This window comes from Pseudoduganella sp. RAF19 (genome assembly GCF_052114165.1).
GTDB lineage: Bacteria > Pseudomonadota > Gammaproteobacteria > Burkholderiales > Burkholderiaceae_D > Rugamonas.
In genome coordinates this window covers 33287-46688 of record NZ_JBFREF010000004.1, presented here as the reverse complement: position 1 = coordinate 46688, position 13402 = coordinate 33287, and the positions used below count along the sequence as shown (strand labels likewise).

Sequence of the window (13402 nt, the reverse complement as noted above, 5' to 3'; positions counted from 1 at the left end):
AGATGAGTATATTGATCGACATGAACAACAAGCACATCGTCTGGCAGCATGGCGCCGTATCGCGCAGGCAGCGCGAGGAGCTGAATGGCCACCGCGCCGCCGTGGTCTGGTTCACCGGCTTGTCCGGCTCGGGCAAAACCACACTCGCCCTGGCAGTCGAAGAGCAGCTGACGAAAGCCGGCTGCCGTGCCTTCGTTCTTGATGGCGACAACTTGCGCCACGGGCTGTGCGCTGACCTTGGCTTCAGTCCCGAAGCGCGCACCGAGAACGTGCGGCGCGCCGCCGAAACCGCACGCCTGTTTGTGGACGCAGGCATGATCGTGCTGGCCGCCTTCATCTCGCCTTTCGCATCGGACCGCGCTCGCGCGCGTGCCCTGATGCTGCCCGGCGACTTCATTGAAACCTGGTGCCGCTGCTCGGCCGCCGTATGCGAACAGCGCGACGTGAAAGGCCTGTACCGCAAGGCACGCACCGGCGAAATCGCACACTTCACTGGCATCTCATCGCCCTACGAAGAACCCCAGAAACCAGAACTCGTACTCGACACCGACCACCTCGGCGCCGACGCCGCAACGCGCCAGGTGCTGATCGCCTTGCGACAGAAAGGCGTCATCAATGCCCGCCACTACGCCTGAAGCAGCGTATCCAGCAGCTCAAGGCATATGCGCGCCGCATGGTCGCCTTCATCCTTCTCCGCATGCCAGGCTGATACCGACACCGCCACCAGAGGAAAATTGCGCAGCTGGCGGAACAAGGCTGCGATATCCGCAATGCGCGGCCCGGCCTTCACGTGATACTTCAGCGCAGGCATCTCCTGCTCCGCATCCAGCACGTCGGTATCGAAATGCAGGTACAGGCTTTCGTGCGGCGACAGGCGCGGCATGATGTCATTGATGCGGCACACCTCCACCTGCGAATTGCGCAAGGCTTCATCTTCACCGGGATCAAGGTCGCGCGCATCGGACAGCAGCACGTGCTGCTCTGGATAAGCCTGCAAGCCGACCGCATTACGCAATGCATCGATGCCGCCACGTGCTTCGCTACGCCGGTCCGGACGGCCAACCAGCATCGCCAGCGGCATGCCGCCGAGGTACTGGGTCTGCGTGGTGCCCCAGGTATGGAAGTCGCCATGCGCATCAAGCCACAACATGCGCTGCGGCTCCCGGCCCGCCTGCTGCAGTCCCGCCATCACGCCCAGCGTCGACACGCAATCGCCCGATATGCTGACAGGCCGCTCGCCGGCTTGCGCCGCCTCGCGCACCGCCGATGCCAGCCGTGCATAAATCCTGCCCATGTTCCGCATCTGCTCATTGCGGTCGGCAATTGCGGTCGCGGCGCATTCGGCGACATCGATCACATTCCACGGCTGCACATCCAATTCGCGCACGCGCGCCAGGCCCGCACGGTGCTGTCCCATCAGATACGGCACCAGCAGGCGGCGGTTCACTGCCAGCCCTCCGGCTCCATGTGATAGCCGAGGGCCTGCATCATCTCCGCCACATCGGTACGCTGGCCCAGCGCGAGCAGGAGATGGCTGCGCTTGCGCCAGCGGCCGGGCTGCGGCGCTTCAGTGGCCATCGTTACCGGCAACACGGGCGCTTTCGGAAGCGTCGGCAAGCCGAGCCAGTCGAAGATTGCTTCGCTCGTTTCGCCAGGCGCCGCGAGGAAGTCTTCGAAGGCCACGCGCAGCGCTGGTACGCCGCTGTCCAGGATCGCACGATGGCAGGACTGCCACTGATGCAGGCAAACTTCTTCCAGGCTCGCGCCGGACAGGGTGTGCCAATCCGGCGGCAGATCGAATTTCCACCAGCCGCGGCCGAAAGGCTGGCGCTCGGAATAGCCGACAATATCCAGCGTGTGTCCAGCGCGCGCCATATCGTGCGCAAAGAAGCCGTAATGCGACAGCCAGCCATCCATCAGTCCATTCACCGTTTGCGCGTAACCGCGCGTGAGGTGGATGTAGCGAATTTCCGCTTGCGGGAAAAGCTGCTCATACAGGCCGATGCGATAAGCGTCCGATGGTGTTTTGAAGAGCAGCACCTTGTCTTCGGCATCGTCGCTGATGAAGGGACGCCGGAACAGCGAAGGCAGCACGAACGGTGGTTCCTCGATCTTGGCGGGTTCATTGAAGAAGCCCGCAACGCCGGGCCCCAGACGGCCGTCGTAATAATCCAGGCGCCACGGCTCGCGCCAGTACACAGCGGACAGCACGATGCGCTGCAGTTCTCGCTCCGACATCTCGTGCTGATAGCGCATGACGTGCGCCAGCGTTTCATCCAGCACGTGCCGCAGCTGTCCATGCTCGTCACGCTGCGTGAACAGCGCGGGAAACTGCATCAGCAAGCGGCGTTCCCAGCGCGCCTGCAATGCCGGCAGCGGCGGCATGAATTCGCCGGCGACGCTCAGACCATCGAAGATGCAATCGGCCAGCGCATCAGCGTTGACGGGCACATTGAAGGCATCGCTCTCCGCGTTGAAGCCGAAGCCATTGCCGGTCAGCGCGAGATACGGCTCAGCCTCGCCATCAAGCGCCGCAATGCCTTCGTGTGCCGACAGCACGCCTTTCAGCAGGCTGGAACCCGAGCGCGACGAGGTCAGAATCACGCCGACACGTTTGACCTTGTCGCGCCACGGCAAATGCGCCACCGCGCGCATGGCGTTGACCGCGTCCAGCAAGCCCTTATTTGATGAGGAAGGCATAGAACTGTTTGGCCTCGGCTTTTGCAGCCGGCGAGCGCGCCATCATACGAATCGAGAAGCCCGCCTCTTTCGCCAACCGCCGCACTGCATCCGGCGCGCCGAAATTGGAATGGGCGAAGTAGATGCGTCCGCCGGGCTTCAGATGGCGGCGCACCTGCGCGAAGAATTCAGTGTTGGTGCGGAAGTCGGTGTCCCACTGCGAACGCGCCACCACATCGTGCGCGTGCTTATTGCGGAAAGGCAGGTTCGCGGTGATGACGTCAAACTGTTCGTCACCCGCCTTTTCAAACAAGTTGGAACGGCGCACTTCCATCACGCCGTCGAAACCATGATCGTGCGCGTTCCGCTTCGCGCTGCGAATGGCGGCCGGATTGATGTCCAGCGCCAGCACGCGCGAAGCCCCGCGGTAGCAGGCGAAAACGGCAATCACCCCGGAACCCGTGCCCACATCGAGCACACTGTCGCCAGGCTCGATCTTGAAGTTGCGCACCAACGGCTGGCTGTCGTTGAATGGCCAGAAGGTGTTGGGATAAACGTGAAAGTCTTTTCCGAGATAGCGGATAGTGCGGCCTTCGTCAGGAATATCCTTGAAGGCTTGCTGGCGTTTCTGTTGCCAGCGGTCGATGCTGGCTTCGGCAGGTGCTGCGGTCTCCATGATCGATCACTCCTTGCAAAGCGATAGGCGTTTCATGCAGCTTCAGGTGCCGAACATGCTAACAAAAAAAATGCCCGCTCGAAAGCGGGCTAAGTCCAAAACTAGGGATGTCCTGAAAGAGACGAGTCCATATTAAGCCTCGCACGTCCTGCACAATGTGCGGCACTTCACACAAACTCACAAATTACCACGCGACCTGTGTTTGCGCCCATGCCGGCAAGGCTTGCATGCGTGCGAACCATGCGATGAGATGCGGATATTGCGCGAGCGGAAGCTTCGCTTTGTCCATGTACATCAGGGGTGCCGCCAAGGTGTAGTCAGCAAGCGTCACGGAATTTCCGCAAGTCCATTCGCGCTGCGCGAGATGTCCATCAAGCACTTTCGCGAAGTCGTGCAGATCGCTGCTGCCGCGTGCGAGCTCGGCAGGATCAGCGTCCATGCCGGTGACCAATTTCTTCCACACGTTCTCCCACACCAGCACGCCGATGGCCGGCGAGAAGTGCTGGCAGGCCCAGAACATCCAGCGATTGATATCGGCCCGCGCTTTCGGATCGTGCGGATACAGCGCGTTGCCAGGTACCTTATCCGCCAGGTATTGCATGATGGCAGCGGACTCCCACAGCAGCAGGCCGTCGTCCTCCAGCACAGGCACTTTGCAGTTCGGATTTACTTCCAGCAAAAGCCGGCGGTCGTTTTCGCTCATCAGGTCGATCACAGTCTCTTCGAGCTGAATGCCGAGATGCGACACGACCATCAATACACGGCGGGCATTGGAAGAAATCGGGTGGTGGTACAGACGCATGGTGAACTCCATTAAGTGTTGATCGAATGGAGCCATGCTATCGCCCTGCCCTGTCAGTTTCTGTCAGGAGTCTTCGGGAATGCCGTTTTCTTCACGCCAGCGCTTGAGCAGGGCATGGCGCGGCATGGGGTAGCGTTCCGTCAGCGGCTCGGCATGTTCGATGCGGTCGATACGGAAGTGGCGGTTCGCCTGGCGCAGTTCGCACCACGCGGCCAGCAGACGTTTGCCGTCGTAAAAGGCCAGTGCAAACGGCCACACCACGCGCTCGGACGCCGCCCCCTGCAAATCGTTGTAGCGGATGCGCAGCTTGTGCTGGCGCCGGATCGCTTCGCGCGCGGGCTGCACGTGGACCTCGAATGCGGCCTCCTCGTTCACCAGCGGCACCCACAGGCTGGTATCGGCCATATCGTCGCGCAGGTCCTTCGGCGTGGCGGTGGCGATTTTGGCGAGCGCGCTGGACGCCGCCTCGGCCAGTGCAGGGTCGCCCTGCCGCCGCACCCAGCGTGCACCCAGCACCAGGGCTTCCAGCTCGTCGGCGCCGAACATCAGCGGCGGCAGAAAGAAGCCGCTGCGCAGCAGATAGCCCAGCCCCGCCGATCCTTCCACCGGCGCACCCAGCTCGGTCAGGGTCTGCATGTCGCGGTAAATGGTCCGTTCGGACACGCCCAGCCGTTCCGCCAGCGCGGCGGCGGTGACGGGGCGGCGATTGCCGCGCAAGGCGTCCATCAGCTGGAACAGGCGTCCGGTACGGCTCATTTGTCTCCCTTTTGTTGGAGCGGGGAGCTTAACACGGCAATTAGAATTGACAGCCTAGGGGTTTCATGGCGAAATCCCGTTAATGAGCAAAAGTCCTTCCGTTAAAAGCCGCGCCAGCGGCAAAGTCACCCTCACCGATGTCGCCAACCTCGCCGGTGTAGCGCCGATGACGGCATCCCGTGCCATCAATCAGCCCGACCTGGTGTCGTCCATTCTGCGGCAACGCGTGGAAGAGGCGATCCAGCAGCTGGGGTATGTGCCCAACCGCGCGGCGCGCGCGCTGGCGTCCGCCCATTCGAATGTGATCGTGGTGCTGGTGCCCTCGCTGTCCAACGCCGTGTTTACCGACGTTCTGGCCGGTATCCAGGCCGCCCTTGATCCCGCCAACTACCAGCTCCTGATCGGCAATACCCGCTATTCGGATGCGGAAGAGGAAAAGCTGCTGTCGGCGCATATGCAGTCGAATCCGGACGGCATCCTGCTGTCCGGCCTGAATCACAGCGATCGCGTGAACCAGATGCTGGCCACCTCGCGCGTGCCGGTGGTGTCGATGATGGACATCTCGCCCAATCCGGCGGCGATGTCGGTCGGCTTCTCCCAGTTCGACGCCGGCTACACCATGGCGCGCTACCTGATTGAGAAGGGCCACAAGCGCATCGGTTTCATGGGCGCCCAGCTGGACGAACGTACCCTGCGCCGCCGCGATGGCTACCGCAAGGCGATGCAGGAGGCCGGCATGGCCGACCCAAAGCTGGAGGTGATGGTGCCCGATCCTTCCACCATTGCGCTGGGAGCGGAACTGCTGGGCCGCATGCTGTCGCGCATTCCCAACCTGGACGCGATCTTCTGCTGCAACGACGACCTGGCGCACGGCGCGGTCTACCAATGCCAGCGGCGCGGCATTAATGTGCCGGAACAGCTGGCCGTGTGCGGTTTCAACGACTTGCCTGCATCGGCATGGATGAAGCCATCCGTCACCACCATCGCCACGCCGCGCTACCAGATCGGTTTCGAGGCCGCGACCCTGCTGCATGCCGCAATCCGCGGCGAAAAACCGGCGGCCCATAGCATCGATCTCGGATTCACCTTGATGGCGCGCGAAAGCGCCTAAAGCGCTTGCCCTTGACGGGCGCTTTGGTCTAAACTGATAGCGCTATCATTTAAGGAAATCATGAGCAAAAAGCGATGGGTAATGATGGGCGTCAGCGGCTGCGGCAAGAGCTTGGTGGGCAAGCGGCTGGCGGAGAATTTGAGCGTGCCTTTCCTTGAGGGCGACACCTTCCATTCGCCGCAAAACGTCGCGAAGATGCGCTCCGGTGTTCCGCTGAACGATGCAGACCGCGCGGGCTGGCTGGCCAGCCTGGCTGAACAAATCCTCAAGGCAGTTGACCAAGGCGAAGGCCTGGTGCTGTCCTGCTCTTCGCTGAAACGGCGCTATCGCGACCAGCTGCGGGCCGCCGATCCCGCGCTGCGTTTTGCGCACCTGAGCGGCAGCCGCGAAGTGATTGCTCAGCGCATGCTGGCGCGCGTGAACCACTACATGCCGCTGTCGCTGCTGGACAGCCAATGCGCCGCGCTGGAGCCGCTGGACGACGATGAAGCCGGGCTGATCCTCGACATCCGCAAGGAACCAGCCCAGCTGGTGGAGGAGATCCTCCGCGCTTAAGGAATGGTGACGTCGAGCTGGTAGCGCTGGCCCGGCTCGATGTTGCCGATGTGTGCATCCGGCAGTTCTTCGCCGTTGCACCACACGCGCACCTTGTCGCCGCCGGTGCGGCGGATATTCACGTCAAACATGGCGCCACGGAAGCGGCGCACGGCCTTCATGCCCGGCCATTCCTTCGGCAACTGCGGCACGATACGCAGCCCATCCGCATCGCCCTGCAATCCGCACAAGCCCTCGATCACACAACGGTAGACCCAGGACACGGTGCCCGTGTTGAACAGCTGGCTGGAACGGCCCGCCGTGCGCGGGTATTCTTTCCAGGCGCCGCGGTAGTAGTTCGGAATGAAGATCGGCAACTGGCCGCGCTGCAGATAATCCGCCTGGTCCGGCCCCGGAATCATTTGGCGCAGCAGCTTCCAGGCGCGCTCGGTTTCGCCGCCGTGATACAGGCTGTAGATGAAGAAGACCGCAGCGTGGTTGTACACGGCGCCGTTCTCCGCCGAGCCGGGATGCTTTTGCGTGACGCGGCCCACGTCGTCGCGCATCTTCGAATACGGTGGCGCGAACATCTGCACACCGTAGGGCGTGTATAGCTGCTGTTCGACTTCGTCCAGCATGGTTGCGCGCTGTCCGGCGCTGGCGGCGCCACTCAGCATCGACCAGGCTTGCGGGTTGAGGTAGATGCGGCCTTCCTTATCCGCCGCGACGCCGAAGACGACATTGTCGTCGGTGATGCCGCGCGCGAACCAGCGGCCATCCCACAGGTGCTGGTTGGCGGCCGCGTTCAGCGCCGCGCCACCTGCCTTGTATTTATCGGCGCCCGCCTTGTCGCCGCACTGTGCGCACATATCGGACCACAGGTTCATCGCATAGGCAGCGGCCACCGTCAGCCAGCCGGAAACGCCCTTGCCTTTGTAGCCAACCATATTCATCGGATCGCACCAGTCGCCTTGTGCGATGAAGCTCAGGCCACGCTCATCGCGGTCCTTCATCAGCCAGTCCATCGCGGCGGACATGCGCTGCGCTACCGTCAGTGTTTTGCCGTCGGTACCGGTTACCTTTTGTTCCAGCAGCGCATAGTCGCCGGTTTCGTCCAGATAGACCTTCATGCAGACCGGCAGCCACACGCAGTGGTCGGTGTGCGGCACCTGGTTGATGTATTTCAGCTCGGCGCCTTCGTACAGCAGAATCCCGTCCGGCATGGCGCCCGACACTTCCTGCTGGCCCAGCGCGTGCACAAAGGCAGCGCGTGCGACTTCGGGCTTGATGAAGGCCATGCCCATATTGTCCTGCAGGTAGTTGCGCGTCTGCGGGTCGGTGCTCAGGCGGTTCACGTCGCCGTGATAGAAAACCTGGCGCGGCAGCCAGTGATTCACGAAGTTATTCAACTCCAGATCCGGCGTTTCGATCGACAGGCAGCCGTAGCCGCCCTCGACGTATTCGGCGTAATCATGTTTCGCCGCGGCGAAGGCTTCGGCGCACAGGTATTTCTCGCGCATGGCCCGAATTTCGTCGTCATCCAGCGCGGGGCCGAACAGGAAGCGATAGTCGCGGCTCGCACCGGCGGCCAGCGCGACGCGGTATTGCACCACGGCGGCAGGTGTTTCGTAGCGCGCATCGCCGCCCGCCAGCGCCGGCTGCGCCAGCGCGGACGGGGCATGCAGCCCGCCCTCGCCTTCGAACGCTTCCTGGCAGACTTCCCACGCATCGGGTGGCGTCTCGCACAGGAAGTAAGTCTTGTCCTTGAAGTCCTTCTGCTTGAAGTAATCGGCCACTTTCTGATACGGCGCCACGCAGCTGGCAACGATGCCGCCCAGGTCCGCGCGGTATTCGCCAGACTGGTTCATCCACGACATATAGCCAATCGGGAAGTAGGGATAGACGCTGATGCGGCGCGCACGCCCGGAAAGATCGGTCACGCGCAGCGACCACAGTTCGGCCACGTCATCGACCGGCAGGCCCAGTTCCATCTGCACGCGCAGGCCCAGATGTTCGACGGTCCATGCGATATCACTCTTGCCAGCGACGAAGCTGAAGCTGTCCACCTTGGCGCGCACCGGCTCGTACGGCGCCGAGAAGAACTCGCCCGTCTCTTCGTCCTTGATATAGAAGAAGCGGCCCGGATGATGGGCGTAGTAGCCCTGCTCCGGCTGCATGAAAGTCTTCGCCTCCAGGTTCGGCGCGTGCGCGTATTTCGCAGGCTCGGGCTGCATGAACTGCGCCACGGCATAGCCGCGGCAGTTCATCTGAATCATCATTTTGCGGTTCCACAGGAAGCCTGCGGCGCGCCGCATGGCGGTGGGCGACAGCAGTTCGTAGCGGTCACCGTTGTCGATCGGGCGAAGCATTATCTTGACTCCAGGTCGGACTGTATCTGTTTCAGCGTTTTGCTGTCCAGGTTATAGAAGAACATGACGGCCACCGCCAGCAAGGCGAAGGCTGCGGGAATGAGGGACATCAGCCACACGATGCCCGCTTGAGAGCCGGTGGACTGCGCAGCGTTCGGCACATAGCCCAGCGCCGTGAACAGGGAGCCGATCACGGCCACCGCCAGCGCAGTGCCCAGTTTTTGCGAGAAGGTGGCGGCAGCGAAGGTCATGGCGGTGGCGCGGCGGCCGGTGCGCCACTGGTTGTAGTCGGCGGTGTCGGCATACATCGAGAAAGCCAGCGGCGACTTCGGCCCCAGCACCAGGCCCATGCCGATCTGCAGCGCGAACATCAGCCAGATCTGGTCCTTCGGCACGATGAAGAATACGGCCGACAGCACGGCGGTGGTGGACATCAGGAAGATCATCAGTGTCTTCTTGTCCGCGAAGCGCGTCATCACCGGCGTCAGTGAGGCGCCGGCAGCGGCGGACAGCATATAGGCCGGCACAAAGGCCGCCATCAGATCCGGACGGCCCACGTAATACTTGAAGTAGTAAGCCGCCGTGGTGGTGCGCAGCGTAATGGTGACCATGATGATCAGCGCCAGGAAGAACAGCACGATCCATGGCCGGTTGCCCGCCAGATCGCGCACGTCCTGCCAGACATTGGTCTTCTGGCCCTCAGGCGGCGCGATGCGCTCGCGCGTGTTGGCGAAGGTCAGCACGAACAGAATGGAGGCCGCGATGCCCCAGGCGATCATCGTCAGCTGCCAGCCCAATTTTTCATTGCCGCCACCCAGCCAGTGCACCATGGCGGGCGTGGCGGCCGTCACCAGGGTACTGCCGCCAAACGCAAAAATGAAACGCAGGCCATTGATGGTGGAACGCTCCTGCGGATCGGCAGACATCACGCCGGACAGGGCGTTGTAGGGAATGTTGATGCCGGTGTAGCACACCATCATCAGCAGATAGGTCGCATAAGCCCACACCAGTTTGCCGTCGGCGGAGAGATTGGGCGTGGTATAGGTAAGCACGGCGGCGCCGGCCAGCGGCACGGCCATCCACAGCAGATAAGGGCGGAATTTTCCGAAACGGCTGGCGGTGCGGTCGGCCGCTGCGCCAATCATCGGGTCCGTGAAAGCATTGATGATCTTAATGAGGAACATCATCGACGCGGCGGCCGCGGCGGAAATGCCGAAAACGTCCGTATAGAAGATCAGCATGAACGTGGCGATATTGGCCCAATAAAAATTGAAGCCCATGTCCGCGATGCCATAGCTGATTTTCTCCCGCCAGGTCAGGACCACATCAACCTCTCAAAAAAAGTGCTGCGCGAAGCACGCGCCCGCGCAGCAGAAACAGGCTAGGGAGAGTGTACCCCACCTGCCATCGGATCATGATAGCGCTATCATCAAACAAAGCCGCCCGCCTGTCAACATAAAAAAAGCGGCCCATGCGGGCCGCTTTCGTTTGCGGGCAAATGCTGTCGGTTTAAACGACGGCGCCGCCTGTTTCGTCGTTCTTTTCCTTGACCGGCTTGATCAGGTCTTCACGCTTCACGCCCAGCCACATTGCGACGGCAGCCGCCACGAACACGGAGGAGTAAATACCGAAGCAGATGCCGATGGTCAGCGCGATCGCGAAGAAGTGCAGGGTCGGGCCGCCCAGGAACAGCATGGACAGCACCATCATCTGCGTGCAGCCGTGGGTAATGATGGTACGGGAGATGGTGGAGGTGATCGCATTGTCGATCACTTCACGCACGCTCATCTTGCGCTGCTTGCGGAAGTTTTCGCGGATACGGTCGAAGATAACCACCGACTCGTTGACCGAGTAGCCCAGCACCGCCAGTACCGCCGCCAGCACGGTCAGCGAGAATTCCCACTGGAAGAAGGCGAAGAAGCCCAGGATGATCACCACGTCGTGCAAGTTAGCGATAATCGCCGCCACTGCGAATTTCCATTCGAAGCGGATGGCCAGGTAGATCATCACGCCGATCACCACCATCACCAGAGCATTCAGGCCGTTCTGCGCCAGTTCCTCACCGACCTGCGGGCCGACGAATTCGGCCTTCTGCAGCGAGATCACTTCGTTACCGGCGGCGTCCGCGCAGCCGGTCTTGTTCACGTGTTCACCCTTGGCGGTCACGCTGTCGAAGGCCTTGACGCTGCCGCCTTCCACCTTGCACAGCTCAGCGAAGACCGTTTGCGAAGTCTTGTCGCTGGACAGGCCCGGCTTGATCGGCAGGCGCAGCATGGCGTCGCGTGCGGTGTCGATACTGGTGACTTCAGGCTGTTCATAGCCCATGCCTTCCAGCGTATGACGGATCTTCTCCAGGTTGGCCGCCTGATGGTACTGCACTTCCATCACGGTGCCGCCCTTGAATTCGACGGAGAAATGCAGGCCCTTGTGAACCAGGAAGAAAACAGCCGCCACGAAGGTCAGCGCCGAAATCACGTTGAAGATCAACGCGTGGCGCATGAAGGGGATGTCTTTACGGATGCGGAAAAATTCCATGTCGTCCTCTTATTCGATTACTTCGCTGCGGAGCCGCCAGGCACCCAAACGGTGCCGATGGACAGGGATTGCAGCTTCTTCTTGCGGCCGTACCACAGGTTCACCACGCCACGCGATACAAAGACGGCGGAGAACATCGAGGTCAGAATACCCAGGCAGTGCACCACGGCAAAGCCGCGCACCGGACCCGAACCGAACACCAGCAGCGCCAGGCCCACGATCAGGGTGGTGACGTTGGAGTCCAGAATGGTGTGCCATGCGTGGTCGAAGCCGACGGAGATGGCCGCCTGCGGATTGGCGCCCGCGCGCAGCTCTTCGCGGATACGCTCGTTAATCAGCACGTTGGCGTCAATTGCCATACCCAGCGCCAGCGCGATTGCGGCGATACCCGGCAGGGTCAGGGTGGCCTGCATCATGGACAGCAGGGCCACCAGCAGCAGCAGGTTGATGCCCAGCGCCAGCACGCTGAAGAAACCGAACAGCATGTAGTAGATGATCATGAAGATCGCGATCGCCGCGAAGCCGTACATCGTGGAGTGGAAGCCCTTGGCGATGTTCTCGGCGCCCAGCTGCGGGCCGATGGTGCGTTCTTCGATGGCTTCCATCGGCGCGTACAGCGCACCGGCGCGCAGCAGCAGCGCCAGTTCAGTGGAGTTCTCGATGCTGCCCATGCCGGTGATCTGGAACTTGCTGCCCAATTCGGACTGGATGGTGGCAACGCTCAGCACTTCCGGCTTGCCCTTCTCGAACAGCACGATCGCCATGCGCTTGCCGACGCGCTCGCGGGTCGCTTCGCGCATCTTGCGGCCGCCGTCGCCGTTCAGGTCCAGGCTCACGGCCGGCTGCTGGTTCTGGTCGAAGGTGGCGGTGGCGCTGGAGATGTAGTCGCCGGACAGCACCACGTCCTTGGTCAGTACCACTGGCACGTTCTTGCCGACGGTGAACAGCTCGGAGTTGTACGGAATCGCGGAGGTCAGCTCGGTGCCTGGGGTGATGGTGTCGTCCACCATGCGCACTTCCAGGGTCGCAGTGCGGCCGATGATGGACTTGGCGCGGGCCACGTCCTGCACGCCAGGCAGCTGCACAACGATGCGGTCGGCGCCCTGCTGCTGAATCACCGGCTCGGACACGCCCAGTTCATTCACGCGCTTGCCCAGAGTGGCAATGTTCTGCTGCACGCCGTTGTCCAGAGTCGCTTTCAGGGCGGCCGGCTTCAGGGTGACGGTCAGGGTCAGGTCGGCGCCGTCTGTGCCTTCAGCAAAGGCGACGTCAGGCTGGCGGTCGGTCAGCACGGCTTCGGCGGCCTTGCGGGTCGCATCGTCGCGGAACTTGATCAACACCGAATTGCCCACGCGGTCGATGCCGGCGTGGCGCACATTCTTGTCGCGCAGGTCGCTACGCACGGCAGCCTGGATGCCCTGGATACGCTTGGTCAGCGCAGCCTTGGTGTCCACCTGCATCAGGAAGTGCACGCCGCCGCGCAAGTCCAGGCCGAGGTACATCGGCAGCGCGCGCAGCGATTGCATCCATTGCGGGGTGTTCGGCATCAGGTTGACCGTCACGATATAGCTTGGATCGTTCGGATCGGGGTTCAGGCCTTTGTCCAGTGCCAGGCGGGCCTTGAACTGGGCGTCGGTATCCGGGAAGCGCACTTTCACGGAGTGGGTGACGCTCGGATCGAAGGTGATGCCGTCCTGTTTGATATTGTCCTTCTTCAGGACCTCCTCCACCTGCGTCGCCACAGCGCTGCTCACCTTGAGGGTGGCTTTGCCGCTGGTGATCTGCAGGGCGGGCGATTCGCCGAAGTAGTTTGGCGCCGTGTAGAGTGCGCCCAGCAGCACCACGACGACGATCAGGATATATTTCCAGAGGGGATAGCGATTCATATTCTTCAGCGTTCAGTCAACACAAAGCGGGCGGCTCGTGGCCGCCCGCACCGG

General features: G+C 62.1%; 12 protein-coding genes. 3 read left to right on the top strand and 9 right to left on the bottom strand.

Going from position 1 to position 13402, the window contains the following annotated elements; translation table 11 throughout:
• The first annotated feature begins 2 nt into the window (after positions 1 to 2).
• Positions 3 to 635 (top strand): adenylyl-sulfate kinase, encoded by a 633-nt coding sequence (cysC, locus tag AB4Z19_RS11375; RefSeq protein ID WP_442025588.1) that lies wholly within the window; start codon positions 3 to 5, stop codon positions 633 to 635.
• Here the strand turns inward: cysC and AB4Z19_RS11370 are convergent.
• From AB4Z19_RS11370 to AB4Z19_RS11350, 5 genes are all read right to left on the bottom strand, one after another.
• A complete protein-coding gene (locus AB4Z19_RS11370; protein ID WP_442025587.1) occupies positions 626 to 1447 on the bottom strand; it encodes an arginase family protein in 822 nt (273 codons plus the stop codon). The genes cysC and AB4Z19_RS11370 overlap by 10 nt on opposite strands.
• Complete coding sequence (locus AB4Z19_RS11365) at positions 1444 to 2700, bottom strand: hypothetical protein (RefSeq protein WP_442025586.1); 1257 nt, start codon at positions 2698 to 2700, stop codon at positions 1444 to 1446. Before AB4Z19_RS11365 ends, AB4Z19_RS11370 begins: the two co-directional genes overlap by 4 nt.
• Positions 2681 to 3355 carry a methyltransferase gene (locus AB4Z19_RS11360; RefSeq protein WP_442025585.1) on the bottom strand — a complete coding sequence of 225 codons (675 nt, stop codon included), beginning with the start codon at positions 3353 to 3355 and terminating at the stop codon, positions 2681 to 2683. Before AB4Z19_RS11360 ends, AB4Z19_RS11365 begins: the two co-directional genes overlap by 20 nt.
• Positions 3356 to 3539: 184 nt before the next feature.
• On the bottom strand, positions 3540 to 4157 hold the full coding sequence (locus AB4Z19_RS11355; RefSeq protein ID WP_442025584.1) for a glutathione S-transferase family protein: 618 nt from the start codon (positions 4155 to 4157) through the stop codon (positions 3540 to 3542).
• Positions 4158 to 4220: 63 nt separating this feature from the next.
• Positions 4221 to 4913, bottom strand: a complete 693-nt coding sequence (locus AB4Z19_RS11350) for a helix-turn-helix transcriptional regulator (protein ID WP_442025583.1) — start codon at positions 4911 to 4913, stop codon at positions 4221 to 4223.
• 82 nt (positions 4914 to 4995) lie between these two features.
• Between AB4Z19_RS11350 and AB4Z19_RS11345 the strand changes: the two genes are divergently transcribed.
• Positions 4996 to 6024, top strand: coding sequence for a LacI family DNA-binding transcriptional regulator (locus AB4Z19_RS11345; protein WP_442025582.1), 1029 nt, complete (start codon positions 4996 to 4998; stop codon positions 6022 to 6024).
• A 60-nt stretch (positions 6025 to 6084) separates the two neighbouring features.
• Positions 6085 to 6579 carry a gluconokinase gene (locus AB4Z19_RS11340; protein ID WP_442025581.1) on the top strand — a complete coding sequence of 165 codons (495 nt, stop codon included), beginning with the start codon at positions 6085 to 6087 and terminating at the stop codon, positions 6577 to 6579.
• Here AB4Z19_RS11340 and AB4Z19_RS11335 read toward each other — a convergent pair.
• From AB4Z19_RS11335 to secD, 4 genes are all read right to left on the bottom strand, one after another.
• Complete coding sequence (locus AB4Z19_RS11335) at positions 6576 to 8927, bottom strand: GH36-type glycosyl hydrolase domain-containing protein (protein WP_442035287.1); 2352 nt, start codon at positions 8925 to 8927, stop codon at positions 6576 to 6578. The two genes, AB4Z19_RS11340 and AB4Z19_RS11335, sit on opposite strands and share 4 nt — an antisense overlap.
• Positions 8927 to 10252 carry an MFS transporter gene (locus AB4Z19_RS11330; protein WP_442026251.1) on the bottom strand — a complete coding sequence of 442 codons (1326 nt, stop codon included), beginning with the start codon at positions 10250 to 10252 and terminating at the stop codon, positions 8927 to 8929. The genes AB4Z19_RS11335 and AB4Z19_RS11330 overlap by 1 nt, the downstream gene beginning before the upstream one ends.
• 184 nt (positions 10253 to 10436) lie before the next feature.
• Positions 10437 to 11462 (bottom strand): protein translocase subunit SecF, encoded by a 1026-nt coding sequence (secF, locus tag AB4Z19_RS11325; protein ID WP_442026252.1) that lies wholly within the window; start codon positions 11460 to 11462, stop codon positions 10437 to 10439.
• Between the two features lie 17 nt (positions 11463 to 11479).
• On the bottom strand, positions 11480 to 13348 hold the full coding sequence (gene secD / locus AB4Z19_RS11320; protein WP_442026253.1) for a protein translocase subunit SecD: 1869 nt from the start codon (positions 13346 to 13348) through the stop codon (positions 11480 to 11482).
• Between the last annotated feature and the right edge of the window lie 54 nt (positions 13349 to 13402).

Coding starts and splice junctions, on each gene's coding strand:
- cysC (WP_442025588.1), top strand. CDS start 3: ATGAGTATATTGATCGACATGAACAACAAGCACATCGTCTGGCAGCAT.
- AB4Z19_RS11365 (WP_442025586.1), bottom strand. CDS start 2,700: ATGCCTTCCTCATCAAATAAGGGCTTGCTGGACGCGGTCAACGCCATG.
- AB4Z19_RS11360 (WP_442025585.1), bottom strand. CDS start 3,355: ATGGAGACCGCAGCACCTGCCGAAGCCAGCATCGACCGCTGGCAACAG.
- AB4Z19_RS11355 (WP_442025584.1), bottom strand. CDS start 4,157: ATGCGTCTGTACCACCACCCGATTTCTTCCAATGCCCGCCGTGTATTG.
- AB4Z19_RS11350 (WP_442025583.1), bottom strand. CDS start 4,913: ATGAGCCGTACCGGACGCCTGTTCCAGCTGATGGACGCCTTGCGCGGC.
- AB4Z19_RS11345 (WP_442025582.1), top strand. CDS start 4,996: ATGAGCAAAAGTCCTTCCGTTAAAAGCCGCGCCAGCGGCAAAGTCACC.
- AB4Z19_RS11340 (WP_442025581.1), top strand. CDS start 6,085: ATGAGCAAAAAGCGATGGGTAATGATGGGCGTCAGCGGCTGCGGCAAG.
- AB4Z19_RS11335 (WP_442035287.1), bottom strand. CDS start 8,927: ATGCTTCGCCCGATCGACAACGGTGACCGCTACGAACTGCTGTCGCCC.
- secF (WP_442026252.1), bottom strand. CDS start 11,462: ATGGAATTTTTCCGCATCCGTAAAGACATCCCCTTCATGCGCCACGCG.
- secD (WP_442026253.1), bottom strand. CDS start 13,348: ATGAATCGCTATCCCCTCTGGAAATATATCCTGATCGTCGTCGTGGTG.